At 58.4% G+C, this 21120-nt stretch carries 31 protein-coding genes; 8 read left to right on the top strand and 23 right to left on the bottom strand.

The window, feature by feature from the left end; all coding sequences use genetic code 11:
* The first annotated feature begins 17 nt into the window (after positions 1-17).
* Together AC27VO_RS05100 and AC27VO_RS05105 are read left to right on the top strand one after the other, a co-directional pair.
* Positions 18-914: a TPM domain-containing protein gene (locus AC27VO_RS05100; RefSeq protein ID WP_488665637.1), complete on the top strand. Its 897-nt coding sequence runs from the start codon at positions 18-20 to the stop codon at positions 912-914.
* A gap of 3 nt (positions 915-917) precedes the next feature.
* A complete protein-coding gene (locus AC27VO_RS05105; RefSeq protein WP_488665638.1) occupies positions 918-1460 on the top strand; it encodes a TPM domain-containing protein in 543 nt (180 codons plus the stop codon).
* A 94-nt stretch (positions 1461-1554) separates the two neighbouring features.
* Here AC27VO_RS05105 and AC27VO_RS05110 read toward each other — a convergent pair whose 3' ends face one another.
* From AC27VO_RS05110 to AC27VO_RS05160, 11 genes are all read right to left on the bottom strand, one after another.
* Entirely contained in the window at positions 1555-1842 is a 288-nt protein-coding gene (locus AC27VO_RS05110) for a DUF1294 domain-containing protein (protein ID WP_488665639.1), read from the bottom strand.
* A 171-nt stretch (positions 1843-2013) separates the two neighbouring features.
* The gene (locus AC27VO_RS05115; protein ID WP_488665640.1) at positions 2014-2250 is read right to left on the bottom strand and encodes a cold shock domain-containing protein; all 237 of its coding nucleotides are present in this window, start codon (positions 2248-2250) and stop codon (positions 2014-2016) included.
* A gap of 115 nt (positions 2251-2365) precedes the next feature.
* The gene (locus AC27VO_RS05120) at positions 2366-2782 is read right to left on the bottom strand and encodes a F0F1 ATP synthase subunit epsilon (RefSeq protein ID WP_488665641.1); all 417 of its coding nucleotides are present in this window, start codon (positions 2780-2782) and stop codon (positions 2366-2368) included.
* A gap of 75 nt (positions 2783-2857) precedes the next feature.
* On the bottom strand, positions 2858-4267 hold the full coding sequence (gene atpD / locus AC27VO_RS05125) for a F0F1 ATP synthase subunit beta (RefSeq protein WP_488665642.1): 1410 nt from the start codon (positions 4265-4267) through the stop codon (positions 2858-2860).
* 34 nt (positions 4268-4301) lie between these two features.
* The gene (gene atpG / locus AC27VO_RS05130) at positions 4302-5171 is read right to left on the bottom strand and encodes a F0F1 ATP synthase subunit gamma (RefSeq protein WP_488665643.1); all 870 of its coding nucleotides are present in this window, start codon (positions 5169-5171) and stop codon (positions 4302-4304) included.
* 18 nt (positions 5172-5189) lie between these two features.
* Complete coding sequence (gene atpA / locus AC27VO_RS05135; RefSeq protein ID WP_488665644.1) at positions 5190-6749, bottom strand: F0F1 ATP synthase subunit alpha; 1560 nt, start codon at positions 6747-6749, stop codon at positions 5190-5192.
* Between the two features lie 42 nt (positions 6750-6791).
* Positions 6792-7328, bottom strand: a complete 537-nt coding sequence (locus AC27VO_RS05140; RefSeq protein WP_488665645.1) for a F0F1 ATP synthase subunit delta — start codon at positions 7326-7328, stop codon at positions 6792-6794.
* Positions 7329-7338: 10 nt separating this feature from the next.
* Positions 7339-7809 carry a F0F1 ATP synthase subunit B gene (locus tag AC27VO_RS05145; protein ID WP_488665646.1) on the bottom strand — a complete coding sequence of 157 codons (471 nt, stop codon included), beginning with the start codon at positions 7807-7809 and terminating at the stop codon, positions 7339-7341.
* Positions 7810-7844: 35 nt separating this feature from the next.
* Positions 7845-8093, bottom strand: coding sequence for a F0F1 ATP synthase subunit C (atpE, locus tag AC27VO_RS05150; protein WP_011803767.1), 249 nt, complete (start codon positions 8091-8093; stop codon positions 7845-7847).
* Positions 8094-8139: 46 nt separating this feature from the next.
* Entirely contained in the window at positions 8140-9003 is an 864-nt protein-coding gene (gene atpB, locus AC27VO_RS05155) for a F0F1 ATP synthase subunit A (protein ID WP_488665647.1), read from the bottom strand.
* A gap of 21 nt (positions 9004-9024) precedes the next feature.
* On the bottom strand, positions 9025-9501 hold the full coding sequence (locus tag AC27VO_RS05160) for an ATP synthase subunit I (RefSeq protein WP_488665648.1): 477 nt from the start codon (positions 9499-9501) through the stop codon (positions 9025-9027).
* A 280-nt stretch (positions 9502-9781) separates the two neighbouring features.
* On the opposite strand from AC27VO_RS05160, the gene AC27VO_RS05165 reads away from it, so the two are divergent.
* The 3 genes from AC27VO_RS05165 to lipA all read left to right on the top strand — a co-directional run bounded on the left by AC27VO_RS05165 (position 9782) and on the right by lipA (position 11782).
* Positions 9782-10078 carry a DUF493 family protein gene (locus tag AC27VO_RS05165; RefSeq protein WP_488665649.1) on the top strand — a complete coding sequence of 99 codons (297 nt, stop codon included), beginning with the start codon at positions 9782-9784 and terminating at the stop codon, positions 10076-10078.
* Between the two features lie 71 nt (positions 10079-10149).
* Positions 10150-10791 (top strand): lipoyl(octanoyl) transferase LipB, encoded by a 642-nt coding sequence (gene lipB / locus AC27VO_RS05170; protein WP_488665989.1) that lies wholly within the window; start codon positions 10150-10152, stop codon positions 10789-10791.
* A 10-nt stretch (positions 10792-10801) separates the two neighbouring features.
* Positions 10802-11782, top strand: coding sequence for a lipoyl synthase (lipA, locus tag AC27VO_RS05175; RefSeq protein WP_488665650.1), 981 nt, complete (start codon positions 10802-10804; stop codon positions 11780-11782).
* Positions 11783-12163: 381 nt separating this feature from the next.
* Here lipA and ptsP read toward each other — a convergent pair whose 3' ends face one another.
* From ptsP to AC27VO_RS05195, 4 genes are all read right to left on the bottom strand, one after another.
* Positions 12164-13921: a phosphoenolpyruvate--protein phosphotransferase gene (gene ptsP, locus AC27VO_RS05180; RefSeq protein WP_488665651.1), complete on the bottom strand. Its 1758-nt coding sequence runs from the start codon at positions 13919-13921 to the stop codon at positions 12164-12166.
* A gap of 83 nt (positions 13922-14004) precedes the next feature.
* The gene (locus tag AC27VO_RS05185) at positions 14005-14274 is read right to left on the bottom strand and encodes an HPr family phosphocarrier protein (protein ID WP_488665652.1); all 270 of its coding nucleotides are present in this window, start codon (positions 14272-14274) and stop codon (positions 14005-14007) included.
* Positions 14243-14704 carry a PTS sugar transporter subunit IIA gene (locus AC27VO_RS05190; RefSeq protein ID WP_488665653.1) on the bottom strand — a complete coding sequence of 154 codons (462 nt, stop codon included), beginning with the start codon at positions 14702-14704 and terminating at the stop codon, positions 14243-14245. Before AC27VO_RS05190 ends, AC27VO_RS05185 begins: the two co-directional genes overlap by 32 nt.
* Before the next feature lie 92 nt (positions 14705-14796).
* Positions 14797-15369 carry a hypothetical protein gene (locus tag AC27VO_RS05195; protein ID WP_488665654.1) on the bottom strand — a complete coding sequence of 191 codons (573 nt, stop codon included), beginning with the start codon at positions 15367-15369 and terminating at the stop codon, positions 14797-14799.
* Between the two features lie 128 nt (positions 15370-15497).
* On the opposite strand from AC27VO_RS05195, the gene AC27VO_RS05200 reads away from it, so the two are divergent.
* Complete coding sequence (locus AC27VO_RS05200) at positions 15498-16001, top strand: TlpA disulfide reductase family protein (protein ID WP_488665655.1); 504 nt, start codon at positions 15498-15500, stop codon at positions 15999-16001.
* Between the two features lie 150 nt (positions 16002-16151).
* On the opposite strand, the gene AC27VO_RS05205 is transcribed toward AC27VO_RS05200, so the two are convergent.
* Positions 16152-16613 (bottom strand): c-type cytochrome, encoded by a 462-nt coding sequence (locus AC27VO_RS05205; protein WP_488665656.1) that lies wholly within the window; start codon positions 16611-16613, stop codon positions 16152-16154.
* Between the two features lie 144 nt (positions 16614-16757).
* On the opposite strand from AC27VO_RS05205, the gene AC27VO_RS05210 reads away from it, so the two are divergent.
* Positions 16758-17444 carry a cytochrome b/b6 domain-containing protein gene (locus AC27VO_RS05210; RefSeq protein ID WP_488665657.1) on the top strand — a complete coding sequence of 229 codons (687 nt, stop codon included), beginning with the start codon at positions 16758-16760 and terminating at the stop codon, positions 17442-17444.
* 75 nt (positions 17445-17519) lie between these two features.
* Positions 17520-18011: a GNAT family N-acetyltransferase gene (locus AC27VO_RS05215; RefSeq protein WP_488665658.1), complete on the top strand. Its 492-nt coding sequence runs from the start codon at positions 17520-17522 to the stop codon at positions 18009-18011.
* A 66-nt stretch (positions 18012-18077) separates the two neighbouring features.
* Here AC27VO_RS05215 and AC27VO_RS05220 read toward each other — a convergent pair whose 3' ends face one another.
* From AC27VO_RS05220 to rpsS, 7 genes are all read right to left on the bottom strand, one after another.
* Positions 18078-18584 carry a peroxiredoxin gene (locus AC27VO_RS05220; protein WP_488665659.1) on the bottom strand — a complete coding sequence of 169 codons (507 nt, stop codon included), beginning with the start codon at positions 18582-18584 and terminating at the stop codon, positions 18078-18080.
* Between the two features lie 131 nt (positions 18585-18715).
* A complete protein-coding gene (rpsQ, locus tag AC27VO_RS05225; protein ID WP_488665660.1) occupies positions 18716-18985 on the bottom strand; it encodes a 30S ribosomal protein S17 in 270 nt (89 codons plus the stop codon).
* A gap of 9 nt (positions 18986-18994) precedes the next feature.
* The gene (rpmC, locus tag AC27VO_RS05230; RefSeq protein WP_488665661.1) at positions 18995-19192 is read right to left on the bottom strand and encodes a 50S ribosomal protein L29; all 198 of its coding nucleotides are present in this window, start codon (positions 19190-19192) and stop codon (positions 18995-18997) included.
* A gap of 11 nt (positions 19193-19203) precedes the next feature.
* Positions 19204-19620 carry a 50S ribosomal protein L16 gene (gene rplP, locus AC27VO_RS05235; RefSeq protein WP_191722133.1) on the bottom strand — a complete coding sequence of 139 codons (417 nt, stop codon included), beginning with the start codon at positions 19618-19620 and terminating at the stop codon, positions 19204-19206.
* 2 nt (positions 19621-19622) lie between these two features.
* Positions 19623-20483 (bottom strand): 30S ribosomal protein S3, encoded by an 861-nt coding sequence (gene rpsC / locus AC27VO_RS05240; RefSeq protein ID WP_488665662.1) that lies wholly within the window; start codon positions 20481-20483, stop codon positions 19623-19625.
* 16 nt (positions 20484-20499) lie between these two features.
* On the bottom strand, positions 20500-20832 hold the full coding sequence (gene rplV, locus AC27VO_RS05245) for a 50S ribosomal protein L22 (protein ID WP_042418925.1): 333 nt from the start codon (positions 20830-20832) through the stop codon (positions 20500-20502).
* A gap of 9 nt (positions 20833-20841) precedes the next feature.
* Entirely contained in the window at positions 20842-21117 is a 276-nt protein-coding gene (gene rpsS / locus AC27VO_RS05250) for a 30S ribosomal protein S19 (RefSeq protein ID WP_042418928.1), read from the bottom strand.
* Positions 21118-21120: the final 3 nt, after the last annotated feature.

Genomic DNA, 21120 nt, shown 5'->3' on the forward strand with positions numbered 1-21120 from the left:
CTAGTTTGGAAAGAAATATGGCTTTTGCCTATATCTGGCGAGCGTTAACAGCTCTGGTTGTTGCAGCAATTTTGCCGTGGATGAGTGCCACTGCGCAGCCGCTGCAGCCGGTGCCAGCACTCAGTGCACGCTTGATGGACCAGACGGGCACGCTGCGGGGCGATCAAGCTACGGCCATCGAGTCACGGCTGCGCGGTATTGAAGAAAAGTCAGGCTCTCAGGTCGTCGTACTGATGGTGCCCAGCACAGCGCCGGAAGACATCGCGCCCTTTGCCCACCGCGTCGCCAGCACCTGGAAGATTGGGCGCAAAGACGTGGGTGATGGCCTGCTCATCGTCATTGCCAAAGAAGACCGGCGCATGCGGCTGGAAGTTGCGCGCGCGCTGGAAGGCGCTATCCCCGATCTGGCTGCTTCTCGCATCATTGAGCAGCAAATGGTGCCTCACTTTCGCCAGAACGACTACGCGGGGGGCATTCTCGCCGCGCTAGACCAAGTGGCGGCACGTATCGCAGGAGAGCATTTGCCAGAACCTGCACCCCGCACCAACCCTGCAGCTGCCGATACCGACTTCGAAGGTCTGGCCATCTTTTTGTTCTTTGGCGTGATGGTGGTGGGCCCCATCATCCGCCGCATCTTTGGCAGCAAATGGGGCTCTGTGATCGTCGGCGGCGGTGCTGGCTTTTTGGCCTTTATCCTCACCGCCAGCGTGTTGCTGGCCTTGGCTGCAGCCGTGATCGCCTTGCTGATCACCCTGTTTGCCAATAGTGCGGGCGGCGGCGGGGGTGGCGGCCCCTCCATTGGGGGGGGCGGATTTGGTGGAGGACGCAGCAGTGGCGGAGGATTTGGCGGTGGCGGATTTAGTTCAGGCGGTGGCGGCAGTTTTGGGGGCGGTGGTGCCTCAGGGAGCTGGTAGACCATGGCCACATTGATGCAAAAACTGCTGCGCCTGTGGCGTCACCGCTGGACGGAAGGCCGTGTGCACAGCGCCTTTCCTGCCGACGTCTTGCTGCGCTTGGAGCGCGCTGTCACCGCCAGTGAAGCGCTGCATACCGGGCAAATTCGTCTGTGCGTGGAAGGTGGCCTGCCCTACAGCTATATCTGGCGCGGTGCCACCGCCCGTGAGCGCGCCGTGGGCCTGTTTGGCAAGTTGCGCACCTGGGACACCGAGCACAACAATGGCGTGCTGATTTACCTGCTGCTGGCCGAGCAGTCCATTGAAATCATTGCCGACCGTGCAGCGGCCCGCGCCATTGCACAGCCCAACTGGGATGCGCTGGTGCAAGACATGCAAAAGTCTTTTCAGCACGGCGCCTACGCCGAAGGCATGGAGCAAGCGCTGCAAGGTGTTTCAGCGCTGCTGGCGGCACATTTCCCGCAGACTACCGGTCACCCATCCACACAAAGCGACGGGTTGCCCGACGCACCGGTGGTGCAAGGTCGCTTTCTGAAAGACCGCTAAGTTCTTTTCACGCCTGCGGTGTGGCGAGCGGTTGCCGAACAAAAACGGACACGCCCAAGCCATTTTGTTGAAAAAGTCTTTTCAACACCATCCATCAGCGCTGCAGCAGTGGCAGCACATTCACCCCCCAAGGCGAATGCAGCCACACCAATGCTGCACCATTGAGCAGCACCGTCAGCCAGAACACCGCTTGAAATTCCGCTTTGCTGCTTTTATGCCGCAGCCACTGCTGCGCCATCAAAGCGCCGGGCCACCCACCCAACAGCGCCAAAGCGTGCAGTGTGGATTCCGGAGTGCGCCAGTGACCCGCCTGCGCCGCCGCTTTGTCTTTCCAATAAGCAAAAAAAGTCAGCAGGCTGAGCACGGCATACAGTGACAGCACCCAAGACTGCGTGCCCCAGAGCGCAGCCAACAGCAGCCAAAGCAATGCAAAACCGCCCAGCACCATATAAGGCGTGCGACTGCGGCGTCCAGCATTCGCGCTTTGCGACTGAGTGGGCGCTCGCGTAGTTTTGGAAACAACCGTGCGCTCTACATTGCGCCACAGCACCTGCTATGCACGTTTTTTGCCACCCGCCACCCCGATGGTGAACTGCAAACGCTGCCCCACACGGGGGCGGGACTGCAGCGACGGCTTGGGCTGAAACGCACTGATGTGAACAAACACGCGGTCACCACCTTCGTCCGCCTGAACGAAACCAAAGCCCCGCTGATCGTTCCATTCCACCAAAGTACCCAGATATGCCATGAAAGCCCCAAAAAACATGAGCAGCTTACGCTGGTGAAACAAGGTTTTCAGCTCTTAAACAATCTAAAAACCAGTCAATGCAGGCGCTATGCGCTTCTGTTTTGATAACAGGCATAAAAAAAGCCACCCGAAGGTGGCTTCTTTTATCGGTAACCGATCAGCGCTTGCCGGTGTACTTGCGCAGGGCTGCCATTTGGGCAGCCAGCACAGCCAGCTCAGACTGGGCCTTGGCCAGATCAACGTCATTGCTGGCGTTTTTCATGGCTTCTTCGGCTGCAGCCTTGGCGACTTGCGCTTTTTGCTCGTCCAAATCCTTGCCACGGATGGCGGTATCGGACAACACGGTCACGCAGTTGGGTTGCACTTCCAAAATGCCACCGGCCACGAAGATGAACTCTTCGCTGCCATCGGGCAATTCGATGCGCACGGAACCGGGCTTGATGCGAGAGATCAGCGGAGTGTGCTTGGGCAAAATACCCAGCTCTCCTGCTTCACCGGGCAGCGCAACAAAGCGTGCTGCACCCGAAAACAGGGATTCTTCGGCGCTGACCACATCAACGTGGATGGTGTTCATCTTTGCTCCTAGAAAAGGTGGGACTGGGCTTGTTTGCTTCAAAAACCGAGGCTTGCACCTCGGTTTTCACGGCAATTAAGCAGCCAGCTTCTTGGCCTTTTCGAAGGCTTCGTCGATGGTACCAACCATGTAGAAAGCCTGCTCGGGCAGATGGTCGCACTCACCGGCAACGATCATCTTGAAACCGCGGATGGTTTCGGCCAGAGCCACGTACTTACCAGGCGCGCCGGTAAACACTTCAGCAACGTGGAAAGGCTGCGACAGGAAACGCTGGATCTTACGAGCACGAGCCACGGTCAGCTTGTCTTCGGGAGCCAGTTCGTCCATACCCAAAATTGCGATGATGTCACGCAATTCCTTGTAGCGCTGAAGCGTACCTTGCACTTGGCGAGCCACCTTGTAGTGCTCTTCGCCAACCACTTGAGGGTCCAGCTGACGGCTGGTGGAGTCCAGAGGATCCACCGCAGGGTAGATACCCAGCGCAGCGATGTCACGCGACAACACAACGGTCGAATCCAAGTGGGCGAACGTTGTAGCAGGCGAAGGATCGGTCAAGTCATCGGCTGGCACGTAAACGGCCTGAATCGATGTGATCGAACCCACCTTGGTCGAAGTAATACGCTCTTGCAGGCGACCCATTTCTTCAGCCAGTGTAGGCTGGTAGCCCACGGCGGAAGGCATACGGCCCAGCAGCGCGGACACTTCGGTACCGGCCAATGTGTAGCGGTAGATGTTGTCCACGAAGAACAGCACGTCCTTGCCTTCGTCACGGAAAGACTCAGCCATGGTCAGGCCAGTCAACGCAACGCGCAGACGGTTTCCTGGGGGCTCATTCATCTGACCGTAAACCATGGCCACCTTGGAGTCGCCCAGCGACTCTTGGTTCACCACGCCGGCGTCCGACATTTCGTGATAGAAGTCGTTACCTTCACGGGTACGCTCACCCACACCAGCAAACACCGACAGACCGCCGTGGCCCTTCGCGATGTTGTTGATGAGTTCCATCATGTTCACGGTCTTGCCCACACCGGCGCCACCGAACAGACCCACCTTACCGCCCTTAGCGAAAGGAGAGATCAAGTCGATCACCTTGATACCGGTTTCCAGCAGTTCTTGCGAAGGTGCCAGTTCGTCGTAGGCAGGAGCCTTACGGTGAATTTGAGCGGTTTGTGTCTGGTCGACAGGACCACGTTCGTCGATGGGGTTACCCAGCACGTCCATGATACGACCCAGGGTCGCCTTGCCCACAGGCACGGTGATGGCGGAACCAGTGTTGGTCACCATCAGACCGCGCTTCAAGCCGTCCGAAGAACCCAGCGCAATGGTACGGACGATGCCGTCGCCCAGCTGCTGCTGAACTTCCAGAGTCAGGGCTGTGCCTTCCAGCTTCAGGGCGTCGTACACCTTGGGCATCTGGTCACGTGGAAATTCCACGTCAACCACGGCGCCGATACATTGAACAATCTTGCCTTGTACTTGAGCCATTCTTTGCTCCAATCTGTTTGTCTGTTAAAGCCGTTTACACAGCGGCAGCGCCGGCCACGATTTCCGACAACTCGGTCGTAATGGCTGCCTGACGCGTCTTGTTGTAGACCAGCTTCAACTCGCTGATGACGTTGCCCGCGTTGTCGGTCGCGGCCTTCATGGCCACCATGCGCGCCGATTGCTCGGACGCCATGTTTTCCGCAACTGCCTGGTAAACGAGGGACTCTACGTAGCGCACCAGCAGATCATCGATCACGCTCTGTGCGTCAGGTTCGTAGATGTATTCCCACGATGCACCCGTCTTCTCGGCTTGCATTTGCTCGTTCGACAGTGGCAGCAACTGCTCCACCACCGACTCTTGCTTCATGGTGTTGATGAACTTGGTGTAGCACAGGTACACCGCGCTCAACTTACCTTCAGCGTATTGGTCCAACAGCACCTTGACAGGCCCAATGAGCTTGTCCAGGTGGGGCTTATCGCCCAGTGCTGTGGCTTGAGAGACCACCTTGGCACCAATACGGTTCAGGAAGCTCAGTCCCTTGCTGCCAACGGCTACTGTCTCTGCAGAAATGCCTGCATCTTGCAGTTCACGCAACTTGTTGGTTACTACACGCAACACGTTGGTGTTCATGCCGCCGCACAACCCCTTGTCGGTCGTCACCACGATGACGCCGGCCTTCTGGGCATCCGTATGCTTTTGCATGAACGGATGCACATATTCAGGGTTGGCTTGGCCAAGATGGGCTGCAATGTTGCGGACTTTTTCGCTGTATGGACGGGCAGCCAGCATCCGCTCTTGCGCCTTGCGCATTTTGGATGCAGCCACCATTTCCATGGCTTTGGTGATCTTCTTGGTGTTTTCCACCGATTTGATCTTGCCGCGTATTTCCTTGCCTGCTGCCATGATGGCTCCTCGTCCGGATTAAGCGAACGACTTCTTGAACGCAGCAACAGCAGCGCTCAATTCAGCTTCGTCCTTGCCTTCCTTGTCGAAAGCACGTTTTTCATTCAGGCGATCCAGCAAAGCACCGTGGCTGGTCTTCAGGAACTGGTGCAGACCAGCTTCAAAAGGCAGCACTTGCTTGACTTCGATGTCGTCCATGAAACCCTTGTTCACGGCAAACAGCGAAACGCCCATCAACGCAGTCGACAGAGGGCTGTACTGAGCTTGCTTGAGCAATTCAGTCACGCGCGCACCACGGTCCAGCTGCTTGCGGGTTGCTTCGTCCAGATCGGAAGCGAACTGCGCGAACGCAGCCAGTTCACGGTACTGTGCCAAGTCGGTACGGATACCGCCGGACAGGCCCTTGACCAGCTTGGTCTGAGCAGCACCACCCACGCGAGACACCGAAATACCGGCGTTGATCGCAGGACGGATACCAGCATTGAACAGGTTGGTTTCCAGGAAGATCTGGCCGTCAGTAATCGAAATCACGTTCGTAGGAACGAAAGCGGACACGTCGCCAGCTTGTGTTTCGATAATAGGCAGAGCTGTCAGGGAACCGGTCTTGCCCTTGACTTCACCCTTGGTGAAGGCTTCCACGTAATCAGCGTTCACGCGAGCAGCACGCTCCAGCAGACGCGAGTGGAGATAGAACACGTCGCCAGGGAACGCTTCGCGTCCTGGTGGGCGACGCAGCAGCAGCGACACTTGACGGTAAGCCACAGCTTGCTTGGACAGATCGTCATAAACGATCAGGGCGTCTTCACCGCGATCGCGGAAGTATTCACCCATCGTGCAGCCTGAGTAGGCCGACACGTACTGCATTGCAGCAGATTCAGAAGCGGTAGCAGCCACAACGATGGTGTATTCCATCGCGCCTGCTTGTTCCAGCGCACGCACCACGTTCTTGACAGAAGAAGCCTTCTGACCAATTGCCACGTAGATACAGGTAACGCCTTGACCCTTTTGGTTGATGATGGCGTCGATCGCAACAGCGGTCTTACCAGTCTGGCGGTCACCAATGATCAACTCACGTTGACCACGGCCCACGGGAACCATGGAGTCGATGGACTTGATACCGGTTTGCAGAGGTTGATCCACGGATTGACGTGCGATCACACCAGGCGCAACCTTTTCGATCACGTCCGTCATCTTGGCATTGATAGGACCCTTGCCGTCGATAGGCTGGCCCAGTGCGTTCACCACGCGGCCGACCAGTTCGGGGCCCACGGGAACTTCCAAGATGCGGCCGGTGCACTTCACAGTGTCACCTTCAGCGATGTGGGTGTATTCACCCAAAATCACCGCACCAACGGAATCACGCTCCAGGTTCAGAGCCAAGCCGTAAGAAGGCTGGCCGTCCGCTGTAGCGGGGAATTCCAACATTTCGCCAGCCATCACATCCGACAGGCCGTGCACGCGCACGATACCGTCCGTCACCGACACCACAGTGCCTTGGTTACGGATATCGGCGTTCGCTTCCAGCCCTTCGATGCGGCTCTTAATCAGTTCAGAAATTTCTGCGGGATTGAGTTGCATGACTCTTTCCTTCTTTCTTTTGGTTAGCCGAGACCTCAACGCTTACGCGATGAGGGCCGCTTTCATTTGTTCCAGACGAGCCTTCACGGAGGTGTCCAGCACCTCGTCGCCCACCACTACGCGAACACCGCCGATCAAAGATGCATCGATCTCGACAGACAGGTTCAGCTTGCGACCGAAACGCTTTTGCAGCGCAGCGCTGATGTCATTCAGCACAGCTTCCTCGACGGGAAATGCGCTGTAGACGATAGCGTCGGACGAGCCATTGAGGCGGTTCACGATGCCGCGGAACTGCACAGCCACTTCAGGCAGTGCGTCCAGGCGACCGTTTTCGATGATGACGCGCAGGAAATTGCGAGCGGCATCGGGCAAAGCCGAACGGGCCACGCCAGTGATGACATTGAGCACTTGCTCAGCTGTCACCTTGGGGCTATCGGCCAGTTGACGCAATTGCGGATCAGCGGCAATCGCCGCCAGTTCCTCCACCCAAGCGACAGTGCTGTTCAGGTCAGCCCCATTGGAGCTGGCCTTGAACAATGCTTCAGCATAAGGGCGGGCAATGGTGGCGAGTTCTGCCATTTTGCTTTCCTTACAGCTCTGTCTTCAGGCGGTTCAGCAGATCAGCATGAACGCCAGCATTCACTTCCTTGCGGAGGATTTGCTCGGCGCCCTTCACGGCCAATGTAGCCACCTGCTCACGCAGGGCTTCACGGGCAGCAACAGCTTGCTGTTCAGCTTCGGCGCGGGCAGCAGCAACAATCTTGTTGCCTTCTTCTGTCGCGCGGGCCTTGGCTTCTTCAACGATGGCCTGGGCGCGGCGATCGGCGTCCGCAAGCCGCGATGCTGTCTCGTTGCGTGTCTGGCTCAACTCTTGCTCGACGCGCTTGTTAGCGGCGCTCAGCTCGGTTTTAGCCTTGTCAGCAGCAGCGAGGCCATCGGCGATTTTCTGGGCTCGCTCGTCCAACGCCTTCGCAATCGGGGGCCACACGAACTTCATCGTGAACAGCACCAAGATCAGGAAAACGATGCACTGAACGAACAGGGTCGCGTTGATACTCACGGCAACACCTTTCTTTCTAGGGCGTTGATCGGAGCTTAGGCCAGTACGAAGGGATTGGCGAAAGCGAACAGCAGAGCGATAGCAACACCGATCAGGAAAGCAGCGTCGATCAGACCAGCCAAGATGAACATCTTGGTTTGCAGTTCGTTGATCAGCTCAGGCTGGCGAGCCGAGGATTCCAGGAACTTACCGCCCATCAGTGCGATACCGATCGAAGCGCCGATAGCGCCCAAACCAACGATCAGACCACAAGCCAGAGCGACGAGACCGAGAATGTTTTCCATGATGACTCCTAGGGATTAAAGGAAAGTTGAAGTTGAAAGGGAAAGGTCAGTGGGCTTCATGCGCCTGGCCGAGATAAATCAGCGTCAGCATCATGAAAATGAAGGCTTGCAGGGTAATCACCAAAATGTGGAAGATTGCCCAAATCGTGCCTGCAATGATGTGCCCCACGGGGAGCAACACACCAGAGAGCGACATGGCAGCCGCACCACCCATCAGGGCAATCAGGCAGAACACCAACTCACCAGCGTACATATTGCCGAACAGTCGCATACCGTGCGAAACCGTCTTGGCAACATATTCAATGATCTGCATCAGCAGATTGATCACGCCCAGGATCAGGGCGAAAACAGGATTCTTAGAAGTGCCGAATGGTGCAGTCACCAGTTCGTGGGCCCAACCCGCAGCGCCCTTGATCTTCAGGCTGTAGTAGAAGCACAGGATCAGCACGGCAGTCGACAGGCCCAGCGTAGTGGACAGATCGGCAGTAGGCACGACACGCAGGTAAGCGTGCGAATCACCCTGTGCGGTTTGCCACAGCATAGGCAGCAAATCGACGGGCAGCATGTCCATCGCGTTCATGATGAAGATCCACACGAACACAGTCAACGCCAAAGGTGCAATGAACTTGCGCGATTGCGCGTTGTGGATGTTCGCCTTGGCCTGGTTGTCCACCATTTCGACCAGCATTTCCACCGCTGCCTGGAAACGACCAGGAACGCCAGAGGTTGCCTTGCGGGCACCCAGCCACAGCAGGAACAAGCCGATCACGCCGCAAATGATGCTGACAGCCACGGAGTCAAGATTCACCACCGAGAAATCGATGATGGAGTTCTGCTTGATATTTTGCAGGTGCTGCAAGTGGTGAACAATGTATTCACTTGCGGTTGGAGCGTGCGCGTCGGCTGCCATCGGTGAACTCTTCTCTCAATATCAATCGGTTTTTCGGACACTGGCTCGTCCTGTCGCCAGAACCAGCCAGTACGTTTTCATCGTTACCACCATCCCTGCCAGCAACGCCAGCCAGTGCAGGTTTGGCATCAAGAAGGGCGCTGCAGCCAGCATGGCAATGCAAAGCACCAACTTGACAAATTCCCAGGCAAAAAGCCTTGCGATCGCACCCGGCGCATTCGCCGCGCTACCGCTATTGCGTGCCACGCCTCGGGCAAACAATGCAGCAGGCACCACAATGGCCAGCGCACCATAAGCGGCTGACCATCCGGCCGTACGACCTGCCATCCACCACGCCAGCAGCGCAACGGCGGCACCCATCAGCACCTGCAGCGCCAGAATGCGCCACATGGACATTTTGGGCTGCTGCTTGCGCCACACCGCAGCCTCTTCAGGCGTCAGGGGCTTGATTTGCGGCTCTTCGTCCTCAAATTCCGATTCAGGGGCTTGATGTTTCATGTGTTCAGCGAGCCAAAACTCAAACCGGAATTTTTACAAAGCCTCTGATTATACGTAGAAACCCGTTTTGCACTGACGACCTCCGACATCCTTCGGGGGTTTTCACGGACAATCCCTGACTTGCGTGTCGTTCGACACCCACAAGATCCCGGGTTTGCACGCTTGCAATGCACAACCGTCCCGTTGCAGGCGCGCGCCTGCCCCGTCCTACGACCAGCGGCGCAACCATAGCGCACAATGGCCCGCGGACCAAGCAAAACCCTTCGCTTCCCAACTCATCATGACCATGTCCGATACATCTGCCAACAACGATCCCCGCAAGGATTCCCTGATCGAGTACCCCAGCCTGTTTCCCATCAAGGTGATGGGCCTGCACGCTGAGGATTTTGTACACAGCATCACCAAGGTGGCCAAGGAATTTGACCCCTTCTTTGATGCATCGACCGTGGAACTGCGCCCCAGCAGTGGCGGAAAGTACCTGGGCGTCACCATCACCGTGACCGCCACCAGCCGTGAGCAGCTCGACAACCTGTATCGTGCCTTGACCAGCCACCCCATGGTCAAGGTGGTTCTTTGAGCGCCATCAAACTTCCTGCACTGGATGCGCGTGTGCTGGGCCGCGTGGATTACGCCGCCTGCAACAGCGCCATGCAGGCTTTCACCGCCAACCGCGATGCGTCTACTGCCGACGCGCTGTGGCTGTGCGAACACAACCCCACCTTCACGCAGGGCCTTGCCGGCAAAGCCGAGCATGTGCTGCTGCCTGGCACCATCCCCGTGGTGTCCACCAACCGTGGCGGTCAGGTGACCTACCACGGCCACGGGCAAGTGGTGGCCTACCCGCTGCTGGATTTGCAGCGCCTGGGCTACTTCGTCAAAGAATACGTCTACCGCCTGGAGGAGGCCGTCATTCGCACTCTGGCGCACTACGGCGTCACAGGCCACCGCGTGGCAGGTGCACCCGGCATTTATGTGCGCCTGGATGATCCGCGCAGCCATGCCATGCTGGCCCAGCGCCCACAGCTGCGCGCCCCAGGCAGCGCCGCCCCCCAGCCTGACTTTGCGGGCCTGGGCAAGATTGCCGCACTGGGCATCAAAGTGAGCCGTCACTGCACCTACCACGGTGTCGCGCTGAATGTCGACATGGATCTGGAGCCTTATCACCGCATCAACCCATGCGGTTATGCCGGTATGGCTACCGTTGATCTTTCTACAATTGGCATCCAGACAACCTGGAGCGAGGTGGCGCAAGTGTTTGGCAACCAGCTGATCACCCGCCTCGCCCCCTGAGACCATCACCATGAGCAGCAACGAAGTCGTGCGCGAAGCGCAGTCCGCCGAAAACTACAACCCGCTGGCCAAGCAAAAGGCGGCCGCCAAACTCTCGCGCATTCCGGTCAAGGTAGAGCACGCACCGGCGCTCAAAAAACCTGACTGGATCCGCGTCAAGGCTGGCAGCCCGACCACGCGCTTTTACGAGATCAAAGACATCCTGCGCGAGCAAAAGCTGCACACCGTCTGCGAAGAAGCCTCCTGCCCCAACATCGGTGAATGCTTTGGCAAGGGCACGGCCACCTTCATGATCATGGGCGACAAGTGCACGCGCCGCTGCCCCTTCTGCGATGTGGGCCACGGCCGCCCTGACCCGCTGGATGTGGAAGAGCCGCGCAAGCTGGCCGAAACCATTGCCCGCCTGCGCCTGAAGTACGTGGTAATCACCAGTGTGGACCGCGATGACCTGCGCGATGGTGGCTCCGGCCACTTTGTGGAATGCATCAAAAACATCCGCGAGCTCTCGCCGACCACGCAGATTGAAATCCTGGTGCCCGACTTCCGCGGCCGCGACGATCGCGCACTGGAAATTCTGAAGTCGGCCCCACCCGATGTGATGAACCACAACCTGGAAACCGCGCCCCGCCTGTACAAGGAAGCGCGCCCCGGATCGGACTACCAGTTCAGCCTGAACCTGCTCAAGAAGTTCAAGGAACTGCACCCCAACGTGCCGACCAAGAGCGGCATCATGGTGGGCCTGGGCGAGACCGATGAAGAGATCTTGCAGGTGATGCGCGATATGCGCGCCCACAACATCGACATGCTGACGATTGGCCAGTACCTGGCGCCGACCAACAGCCACCTGCCCGTGCGCCGCTACGTGCACCCCGACACGTTCAAGATGTTCGAGGAAGAAGCGTGCAAGATGGGCTTCACCCACGCCGCCGTGGGCGCCATGGTGCGATCGAGCTACCATGCAGACCAGCAGGCCCACGCCGCTGGCGTGTAAGGCCCCAAGGCCTCGGGCAACAAAAAAGCAACCCTCGGGTTGCTTTTTTTATAGCGGCTAGCGCTCGTGAATACTCAATTTCAGATGCTTTTCTATTTGAAATTCAGGCACATCCAGCGCATTCCGCTCCTATTTTCAATAACTACTGCTTCATCACAGAAAAAATGCGTGGCTAACCGGGCAGTGCCGCTGGCTGGCAAAAAACGACGCACAGGCTTCACGGGCCTGTTTGTCGCCCCACGATGAAACTAAAACCACTGCAGTCCCTTGGAGTTCCCCCACCAGAGCAATTCACCAGGACTCAGTGCTGCGAACTATAACACTGAATGAGAATTAATCGCAAATAGTTTCTTCGAAGTGAAGGGCATTCCCGACCAGCGGTTACTTGGCCACCTCTAGCAGCTGCGCGGGTGCGTCCGAAGCCAGCACCGTCTGCGCCCAGGGCTGCAGCTTGCGCGTATCCGCACGCAGCACTTCTTGCTTGACGCTCAGAATCTGCGCGGGGTGCATGGAGAAGCTGCGCAGCCCCAAGCCCAGTAACAGCCGCGTCATGCTGGTGTCGCCGGCCATTTCGCCGCACACACACACTTGCTTGCCCATGGCATTGGCGGTTTGAATCACCTGAGCCACCAGCCCCAGCACAGCGGGGTGCAGCGGGTCGTACAAATGCGCCACCGCTTCATCAGCGCGGTCAATCGCCAGCGTGTACTGGATCAAATCGTTGGTGCCGATCGACACAAAATCAAAGTGCTGCAGCAGACTGCGCACCATGATGGCGGCAGCGGGAATTTCAATCATCGCCCCCAGCTGCACCGCACCGTAAGCGGCGCCGCGCGCATCCAACTCCGCCTGCGCCAGCTTGACCTGGGCCAGAATGCTGTGCACCTCGTGCTGGTGCGACACCATGGGAAACAGCAAATGCACCCTGCCAAACGCCGCTGAACGCAAGATGGCACGCAGTTGGGTGCGGAACATGGCGGGCTCCGCCAGGCTCCAGCGGATGGCCCGCAAACCTAGCGCCGGGTTGAGGGAGGCGTCCTTGCTGCCTTTGTCCAAGGGCTTGTCCGCACCCACATCGATGGTGCGAATGGTCACTGGCAGGCCTTGCATGCCATCCACAGCCGCCTTGTAGGCCTCGAACTGCTCCTCTTCGCCGGGCAGCTTGCCCTCGCGCCCCATGAACAGAAACTCACTGCGAAACAGCCCCACGCCCACGGCGCCCGCATGCACGGCCGCTGCGGCATCGCCGGGTTGCTCAATATTGGCCAGCAACTCCACCTTCTGCCCATCCAGCGTCACCGACGGGGTGTGCCGCAGCCGCGCCAGGCGTTCGCGCTCCAGCACGCCCTGGCGCTGGCGGAATCGGTACTCCTCCAAGAGGATGGGCGATGGGTCAACCAGCACGATGCCCGCGTTGCCATCGATGATGATCCAGTCATCCTGGCGAATCAGCTGGCTGGCTGCACGTGCGCCCACCACCGCAGGAATGTCCATGCTGCGCGCCACAATTGCCGTGTGGCTGGTCTTGCCCCCGACCGCGGTGACAAAGCCTGCAAACACGCTGCGCTTGAACTGCAACATATCGGCGGGCGACAGGTCTTGCGCCACCAGCACCAGTGGTGCATCGGCCATGCCTTCCAGCGCTGGCTGCACTCCATCAGCCGGTGGTGCGGGCGGCGTGGTGATCGGACTGGCCGCAATACCGCGCATATAGCGCAGGATGCGTTCAGCCACCTGTTCCAGATCGGCCTTGCGTTCGCGCAGATACGGGTCTTCCATCTCGTCAAACTGGCGCGAGATTTGTTCCAGCTGCGTCATCAGCGCCCACTCGGCGTTGTACAGGCGTTCGGTGATCCAGTGCCGCACCCCAGCGGCCAGCGCTTCGTCTTGCAGCAGCATCAGATGCACTTCCAGCAACGCTGCCAGCTCGCCCGGGGCATCGTCGGGCAAATCGCTCACCAGCCGTTGCAGCTCATCGACCACCGCATTGCGGGCGGTGCGGGCGCGGGTGATTTCTGCCTCAATTTGTGCGGCTTCAATGAAGTAGTGGCGCACCTCAACCCGGCTCGAGGCCACCACCACGGCACGCCCAATGGCAATGCCGCGCGAAACCGCCAACCCGTGGATGGCAAATGTCATGCCGAAATCCTTTTCAACGGCGCGCAAGCCGCGCCACGCAGGGCTTCACCACTGCGCGCAGCGCATGCGCTGCACCGCTGCTGTTACTGGCCTTCGCCAAATTTGTCGTTGATCAGGGCAACCAAGGCGTCCAGCGCTTCTTGCTCCTGGGGGCCATCGGTTTCCAGCTCTACCACCGAGCCCACGCCAGCAGCCAACATCATCACGCCCATGATGCTTTTGGCATTGATGCGCCGCTCACCTTTGCTCATGAACACATCGCACGCAAAGCTGCCAGCCAGCTTGGTCAATTTGGCCGAAGCGCGGGCATGCAGCCCCAATTTATTGCTGATGGTGATCTCTGTCTTGACCATGTTCTTTCCGGCTATTTTGGTTCTGAGGAGCACTGCCGCCCCCTACTTGCAACATGCCTTGCTGCCCACCTGCCAGTGCACGCGCAGCCTGCTGCTCCAGCGGCTCTTGGCGATAGCAAATCGCGCGCAGCAGCATGGGCAGATTCACACCCACCAGCAAACGCGCTGCGGTGCCCTCAACCAGGCGGTGCGCCACATTGCTGGGCGTCGCGCCAAACACATCGGAGAGCACCAGTGTTCGCTCGGCGCCGCTGCGTGCCAGCAGCGTTTGTGCCGTGGCCAATGTGACTTCAGGGCTTTCGCTGGGCGGCACATCCAGCACACTGATGTGCTCAGCGCAGTCCGCAAACACGTGCTGTGCGCAGTCCCGCAGGGCATGCGCCAGGGGCGCGTGGGCAATCAGCAGAATGTGGTTGGCAGTCGAATTCATGAGGCTTTCTTTTCGACTCCATTATGGCGTGACCGCCCTGTAGGCGCGTTGGCATAAGCCTGCATGGCAGTCAGCCAAGAAAGCCGCCTCGACTATTTCAAGATGATGCTTTTGAAGAATGTGTTGGCCGTCTGGTGGTAGGCCTTGGGCGCATACACCACAGCGTGGAAGATGCGCGCCTTGTCGCCTTCCTTGCGGGCAAACCAGACGCCATGGGTGGTCACCGTCCAGCCGGCACGCCCCTCACCTTCCACGGTCGCGCGGATGGAGCGCGGCAAATCCATGGCGCCAGCCGGCACAAAAGCTGCACCGCTTTTGGAATCTTTGCCATCGACCGCCTGGAACTGCGAAAGCACAGCGACTTCCCAGAACGCCAAGGCATCATCGGCCAGCTTGGGGTCGTCCAGCAGCCAGTGGGACATGGCGAAGGTGGAATCCACGGCGTCGCAGCCCATCATGTTGACGGGCACGCTGCCCAGCTCCATTCCAAAATCGACAGGGGTGCGGGCAAACTGCGGGTCGCACGGAAACTGCATCTCCAAGCCCGCATCATCCAGCGACAGGTGCTGCCACTTCAGCTCGGGCTCGGCGTTGCCGCAGGCGCTCAACACCAGCGCTGTCGCAGCGGCCATCAGGCATCGCATCAGGGGTTGAATCTTGCTCATACCTGCATTATCGGCAGCACTGCACCAAACTGGATAGCGAACTTTTACGGATTCCGCCACTCCATACGGTAGTGGAACGCAGGGCATTGCCCTGCGCCGTCCTTCGCAACTTGGCAAAATAGCAAGCTATGGCAATCAAACACATCGTGGCAGGCGTGGCGCTTGCAGCATTCGCAGGCTTGGGCGCCTATGTCTATCTGGGCGAAGGCGCGCAAACCGCACCCCAGTCCCATTTTGTGCTGCTCGATGGCAGCAGCAAAAGCACCCAGGATTTGCAAGGCAAGGTGACCTTGGTCAACTTCTGGGCGACCAGCTGCGTGACCTGTGTGGCCGAAATGCCCGAGATTATTGCCACCCACAACAAGTACAAGGACAAGGGTTTTGACACCCTGGCCGTGGCCATGAGCTACGACCCGCCCAGCTACGTGGTGAACTTTGCGCAATCCCGCCAGCTGCCCTTCAACGTGGCCCTGGACAACACCGGCACCGTGGCCAAAGCCTGGGGCGATGTGCAACTGACGCCCACCACCTATATCGTCAACAAACGCGGCGAGATTGTGAAAACCTATGTGGGCCAGCCCAACTTTGCCGAGTTGCACCAACTGATCGAGAAGCTGCTGGCCGAAGCCTGAGCAACCACTCTCAAAAAAAAACAATAGCAGCCAGCGCTTGCCGTTGCTGGATTTCGATGCCAAAACCATCGCATACCCAGACAACATCAGCGCTGGCCGCTATTTTTTTATGCCAAGACCTTCATCAACCTTGGCATCAAGAGCCGTCCATCAACGATTGCGGAAAGCGTCGTGGCATGCCTTGCAGGTTTGCGCTGCGGGACCAAAAGCGGCCTTCAGCTGGGCCAGATCACCGGTCTTGGCAGCCGCCGCCAGCTTGCCGGCTTCCGCCATGAACTGGTTGGCATGGTCATCAAACTTGGCTTTTTCCGACCACACCTCAGGCTTGGCCTTGCCGCCTTCGGCGCCAGCCGCAAAACCTTGCCAGGGCAGACCCGCCAGCGTGGCCAGCACCTCACCGTTTTGCTTGGCCAGATCCGCGTTGAATGCAGCGCGCCCATTGGCCATGGCACCCAATGTGCCAAAGTGCTGGCTCATCACAAACAGCGCGTTCTGGCGGTATTTGATGGCATCTTCTGATTTACCGAACTTCAGCGTATCCGCCAAAGCTGTAGCACCAACCAACATTGCAGACGCAGCCAGCACCGAGGCACAGAGGGTTTTGAATCGCATGGGGAACTTCCTTTTTTGCTATGAAACCGACAAAAATACGCACACTTTCTACAGGGAGTATCGCTGCGCGCGCGCAGTTCCCCAAACCCCGGTGATTGTGAGCTGCCACATGCCCTCATTTCCGCCTGTCCGTACATTCACACCATGAGCACCTCTGACACCACCCGACTGCGCATCTGGGACTTGCCCACGCGCCTCTTCCACTGGCTGCTGGCCGCCTGCATCGTGGCCCTGGTCGTCACCGCCAAGATGGGAGGCAATGCCATGGAATGGCATCTGCGCCTGGGCCATGCCGTGCTGGCCTTGCTGCTGTTTCGCGTGCTGTGGGGCTTGGCGGGTGGGCACTGGTCACGCTTTGCCACGTTCCTGCCCAGCCCGGCGCGCCTGGTGCGCTACCTGCGGGGGCAAGGCACACCCGCTGACAAAGCCGGCCACAACCCGCTGGGCGCGCTGTCTGTCGTGGCCATGCTGCTAATTCTGGGCGTGCAAGTGGGCACGGGCTTGGTCAGTGATGACGAGATCGCGTTTGCCGGCTCGCTGGTGCGTTTTGTCTCCGGTGACACCATTGCCTGGGCCACGGGCTGGCACAAAAGCTGGGGCCAATGGCTGGTGTATGCCATCGTTGGCCTGCACATCGCCGCTATCGCCTACTACAGCGTGCTGCGCCGTGAAAAGCTGGTGCCTGCGATGTGGCACGGCGACAAAGAGCAGCAGCCTGCCGAGCTGCCGGCCAGCCGCGATGGCTGGCGTGCACTGCTGCCCGCATTCTTTTTCGCGGCAGCCTGCGCGGTGATGGCCTACTGGGTGTGGACACGGGCCACGTCGTTCTAACCCTATGTCCCTGCTGCCCTTGTATCGCTACACTGGCAGCTTGTTCTTCTTTGCTTTTGCACACTCGTTTTGACCGTGGACCAGCCCTGTGTGGCCTTAGACATCGCCACCTCCGCCCAAGACATGGCTTGTGCAGCCCAACTGTTTCGCGAGTACGCGGACAGTCTGACGCTGGATCTGGCCTTCCAGAATTTCGATCACGAACTCGCCCACCTCCCGGGTGACTATGCCGCGCCACGCGGCACGTTGCTCCTCGCGCACGTCGATGGGGCACTGGCAGGCTGCTGCGCACTGCGCCCCCTGGACAGTGCAGACACCCCGAACGCTGCCGAGATGAAACGCTTGTACGTACGCAAAGTCTTTCGCGGCTTTGGACTGGGGCGCCAGCTCACCGAAGCCACCCTCGATGCCGCGCGCCGGGCCGGCTACGCCAGCGTGCTGCTCGACACCCTGGACGATATGGAAGCAGCCCGCAATTTGTATACAGACCTGGGCTTTCAAAGCATTGACCCCTACTATCACAACCCCATCCCCGGGGCCCACTACCTCAAGGTCGATATCTACTGACCCACTGCCCGCTTGCCCCATAAAAAAACGCTGCCTAAGCAGCGTTTTTTATAGCACCAAGCCTTTTTAGGCCTTGGCTTGTGCCAGCAAAGTGGCTGCATCCGAGACTTCAAACTTGCCAGGGCCTTCCACGTTCAAGCTCGCAACCTTGCCGTCCTTGATCAGCATGGAATAGCGGTTGCTGCGCAGACCCAGGCCCTTGCCATTCAGATCCAGCGTCAGGCCCAGCGCCTTGGCCAAAGCTGCATCGCCGTCGGCAATCATGCGCACCTTGCCTACCGCCTTTTGCTCACGGCCCCATGCGCCCATCACGAACGCATCATTGACGGCCACACACCAGATTTCGTTCACACCTGCGGCCTTGAAAGCATCAGCCTGGGCAATATAGCCAGGCAAGTGCTGCACCGAGCAAGTCGGTGTAAAGGCACCGGGCACGGCAAACAGACCAATGGTCTTGCCAGCCAGGGCTTGGGGCAGCTCGACAGGGTTCGGGCCAATGCTGCAGCCGTTGCCTTCGACTTCCACGTACTCCATCAACTTCACTGCGGGCAGTGCATCTCCAACCTTAATCATGTGTGTCCTCCAATGGTTTAAATATGCCTTGGGGCTCTCGCTTCTCATGCTGCGAGCAAGGCCTGAAAACAAAAAAGCGACCCACATTGTGGGTCGCTTTTTAAGACTTTGCAGTCAAAGCGGTTGAACGCTTAAACCAGAGCAGCCTTTTGCACCAAGCGGGTTGCAACCCAGTTCTTGGTCTTCGACAGCGGACGGCTTTCGGTGATTTCGACGGTATCACCCATCTTGTATTCACCTTGTTCGTCGTGAGCGTGGTACTTCGAGGACTTCACCACGATCTTGCCGTAGATGGGGTGCATAACGCTACGCTCCACCAGCACGGTTACTGTCTTAGAGCGCTTGTCGCTCACCACCTTGCCAATCAAGGTGCGCTTGAGGGATGTTTTAGCTTCCGTCATGTCGGCTCCTTACTTAGCGGCTTGCTTTTCAGCAAGGATGGTCTTGGCACGGGCGATATCGCGGCGAGTAGCCTTCAATGTCGATGTGTTACCAAGTTGTTGCGTGGCCTTTTGCATACGCAGACCGAAGTGGGCCTTTTGCAAGGACTTCACTTCAGCTTCCACAGCGGCCACGTCTTTTTGGCGGAGTTCAGCAGCTTTAGTCATGTGATCTCTCCTTATTCACCAATGTGACGGGCAACGAAGGTCGTACGCAGAGGCAGCTTTGCAGCAGCCAAGCGGAACGCTTCACGAGCCAACTCTTCAGACACACCCACGATTTCGTAGATGATCTTGCCGGGCTGGATTTCGGCAACGTAGTACTCGGGGTTACCCTTACCATTACCCATACGCACTTCAGCAGGCTTAGTGGAAATTGGCTTATCGGGGAACACACGAATCCAGATGCGGCCGCCACGCTTGACGTGACGAGAAATCGCGCGACGAGCGGCTTCCAGCTGGCGAGCTGTCAGACGACCACGATCGGTGGACTTCAGACCGAAATCGCCGAAAGCAACTGCGTTGCCACGGGTAGCGATACCGGTATTGCGGCCTTTGTGTTCCTTACGGAACTTACGGCGTGCAGGTTGCAGCATGTTTATTCTCCTTTACCGTCCGCTGCTGTAGCGGGCGCGTCAGTCTTGCGAACGCGCTTAACGGAGTCAGCGCCAGCGCCAGCAGGCTTGTCGCTGCCGTCTACAGGAGCTGCGTTACCGCCTGTGGGGCGGCGGGCACCACGGCCTGCACCGTCACGACGACCATCGCGGCGGGGGCCACGTGGACGACGCTCGTCTTCAGGACGGGGAGTCTCAACGGCGGGCAGGTCGTTACGGCCCAAGGTATCACCCTTGTAGACCCAAACCTTCACGCCGATGATGCCGTAGGTGGTCTTGGCTTCAGAGAAGCCGTAGTCGATGTCAGCACGCAGAGTGTGCAATGGCACGCGGCCTTCGCGGTACCACTCAGTACGGGCGATTTCGATACCGTTCAGACGACCGGACGACATGATCTTGATGCCTTGGGCACCCAGACGCATGGCGTTCTGCATCGCACGCTTCATAGCGCGACGGAACATGATGCGCTTTTCCAGCTGCTGGCAGATGGAGTCAGCGATCAGCTTGGCATCGATTTCAGGCTTGCGCACTTCTTCGATGTTCACTGCGACTGGCACGCCCAGACGAGTAGCGAGTTCCTTCTTCAAGGCCTCGATATCTTCGCCCTTCTTGCCGATCACAACACCAGGACGGGCCGAGAAGATGGTGATACGGGCGTTCTTTGCAGGACGCTCGATCAGCACGCGTGCCACAGCAGCGTTCTTCAACTTAGCCTTCAGGTACTCGCGAACCTTGATGTCTTCAGCCAGCATGCCAGCGAAGTCACGGTTGCTAGCGTACCAACGGCTAGCCCAGTTACGGCTTACAGCAAGGCGGAAGCCGGTAGGATGGATTTTCTGTCCCATATTCTTCCTTTAGGCCTCAGTTACCGACTGTCACGTAGATGTGACATGTAGGCTTGCTGATGCGATTGCCGCGGCCTTTAGCGCGCGCTGTGAAGCGCTTGAGCGTGGTGCCTTGTTCAACGTAGATGGTCTTGACCTTCAATTCGTCGATATCGGCGCCGTCGTTGTGCTCGGCGTTAGCGATAGCGGATTCCAGAACCTTCTTCACGATCACAGCAGCTTTTTTCTGCGTGAAAGTCAAGATGTTCAGAGCTTGATCCACCTTCTTGCCGCGGATTAGATCCGCGACGAGGCGACCCTTGTCAACCGACAAGCGGACGCCACGGAGGACTGCACGTGTTTCAGACATGGTCGTTCCTTACTTCTTGGCCTTCTTGTCGGCGGGGTGACCCTTGAAGGTACGAGTCAGAGCGAATTCGCCCAACTTGTGACCTACCATTTGGTCGGTGATGTAGACAGGCACGTGCTGCTTGCCGTTGTGCACAGCAATGGTCAGACCGATGAACTCGGGCAGAACCATGGAGCGACGCGACCAAGTCTTGACAGGCTTCTTGTCCTTGGTAGCTACGGCCTTTTCAACCTTAGCAACCAAGTGATGGTCAACAAACGGACCCTTTTTGAGAGAACGAGTCATTTG

Source organism: Comamonas sp. 14P8.1.4 (assembly GCF_057799285.1).

Bases quoted from the DNA above. Each gene is read 5' to 3' on its own strand.
- AC27VO_RS05205 (WP_488665656.1), bottom strand. From the start codon at position 16,613: ATGCGATTCAAAACCCTCTGTGCCTCGGTGCTGGCTGCGTCTGCAATG.
- rpsC (WP_488665662.1), bottom strand. From the start codon at position 20,483: ATGGGACAGAAAATCCATCCTACCGGCTTCCGCCTTGCTGTAAGCCGT.
- AC27VO_RS05185 (WP_488665652.1), bottom strand. From the start codon at position 14,274: ATGGTCAAGACAGAGATCACCATCAGCAATAAATTGGGGCTGCATGCC.
- AC27VO_RS05220 (WP_488665659.1), bottom strand. From the start codon at position 18,584: ATGATTAAGGTTGGAGATGCACTGCCCGCAGTGAAGTTGATGGAGTAC.
- AC27VO_RS05195 (WP_488665654.1), bottom strand. From the start codon at position 15,369: ATGAGCAAGATTCAACCCCTGATGCGATGCCTGATGGCCGCTGCGACA.
- atpB (WP_488665647.1), bottom strand. From the start codon at position 9,003: ATGGCAGCCGACGCGCACGCTCCAACCGCAAGTGAATACATTGTTCAC.
- lipA (WP_488665650.1), top strand. From the start codon at position 10,802: ATGAGCAGCAACGAAGTCGTGCGCGAAGCGCAGTCCGCCGAAAACTAC.
- AC27VO_RS05100 (WP_488665637.1), top strand. From the start codon at position 18: ATGGCTTTTGCCTATATCTGGCGAGCGTTAACAGCTCTGGTTGTTGCA.
- lipB (WP_488665989.1), top strand. From the start codon at position 10,150: ATGCAGGCTTTCACCGCCAACCGCGATGCGTCTACTGCCGACGCGCTG.
- atpE (WP_011803767.1), bottom strand. From the start codon at position 8,093: ATGGAAAACATTCTCGGTCTCGTCGCTCTGGCTTGTGGTCTGATCGTT.
- AC27VO_RS05210 (WP_488665657.1), top strand. From the start codon at position 16,758: ATGAGCACCTCTGACACCACCCGACTGCGCATCTGGGACTTGCCCACG.
- rpsQ (WP_488665660.1), bottom strand. From the start codon at position 18,985: ATGACGGAAGCTAAAACATCCCTCAAGCGCACCTTGATTGGCAAGGTG.
- rplV (WP_042418925.1), bottom strand. From the start codon at position 20,832: ATGTCTGAAACACGTGCAGTCCTCCGTGGCGTCCGCTTGTCGGTTGAC.
- AC27VO_RS05165 (WP_488665649.1), top strand. From the start codon at position 9,782: ATGACCATGTCCGATACATCTGCCAACAACGATCCCCGCAAGGATTCC.
- AC27VO_RS05160 (WP_488665648.1), bottom strand. From the start codon at position 9,501: ATGAAACATCAAGCCCCTGAATCGGAATTTGAGGACGAAGAGCCGCAA.
- atpD (WP_488665642.1), bottom strand. From the start codon at position 4,267: ATGGCTCAAGTACAAGGCAAGATTGTTCAATGTATCGGCGCCGTGGTT.
- AC27VO_RS05105 (WP_488665638.1), top strand. From the start codon at position 918: ATGGCCACATTGATGCAAAAACTGCTGCGCCTGTGGCGTCACCGCTGG.
- rpsS (WP_042418928.1), bottom strand. From the start codon at position 21,117: ATGACTCGTTCTCTCAAAAAGGGTCCGTTTGTTGACCATCACTTGGTT.
- atpA (WP_488665644.1), bottom strand. From the start codon at position 6,749: ATGCAACTCAATCCCGCAGAAATTTCTGAACTGATTAAGAGCCGCATC.
- AC27VO_RS05190 (WP_488665653.1), bottom strand. From the start codon at position 14,704: ATGAATTCGACTGCCAACCACATTCTGCTGATTGCCCACGCGCCCCTG.
- AC27VO_RS05120 (WP_488665641.1), bottom strand. From the start codon at position 2,782: ATGAACACCATCCACGTTGATGTGGTCAGCGCCGAAGAATCCCTGTTT.
- rpmC (WP_488665661.1), bottom strand. From the start codon at position 19,192: ATGACTAAAGCTGCTGAACTCCGCCAAAAAGACGTGGCCGCTGTGGAA.
- ptsP (WP_488665651.1), bottom strand. From the start codon at position 13,921: ATGACATTTGCCATCCACGGGTTGGCGGTTTCGCGCGGCATTGCCATT.
- atpG (WP_488665643.1), bottom strand. From the start codon at position 5,171: ATGGCAGCAGGCAAGGAAATACGCGGCAAGATCAAATCGGTGGAAAAC.
- AC27VO_RS05140 (WP_488665645.1), bottom strand. From the start codon at position 7,328: ATGGCAGAACTCGCCACCATTGCCCGCCCTTATGCTGAAGCATTGTTC.
- AC27VO_RS05200 (WP_488665655.1), top strand. From the start codon at position 15,498: ATGGCAATCAAACACATCGTGGCAGGCGTGGCGCTTGCAGCATTCGCA.
- rplP (WP_191722133.1), bottom strand. From the start codon at position 19,620: ATGCTGCAACCTGCACGCCGTAAGTTCCGTAAGGAACACAAAGGCCGC.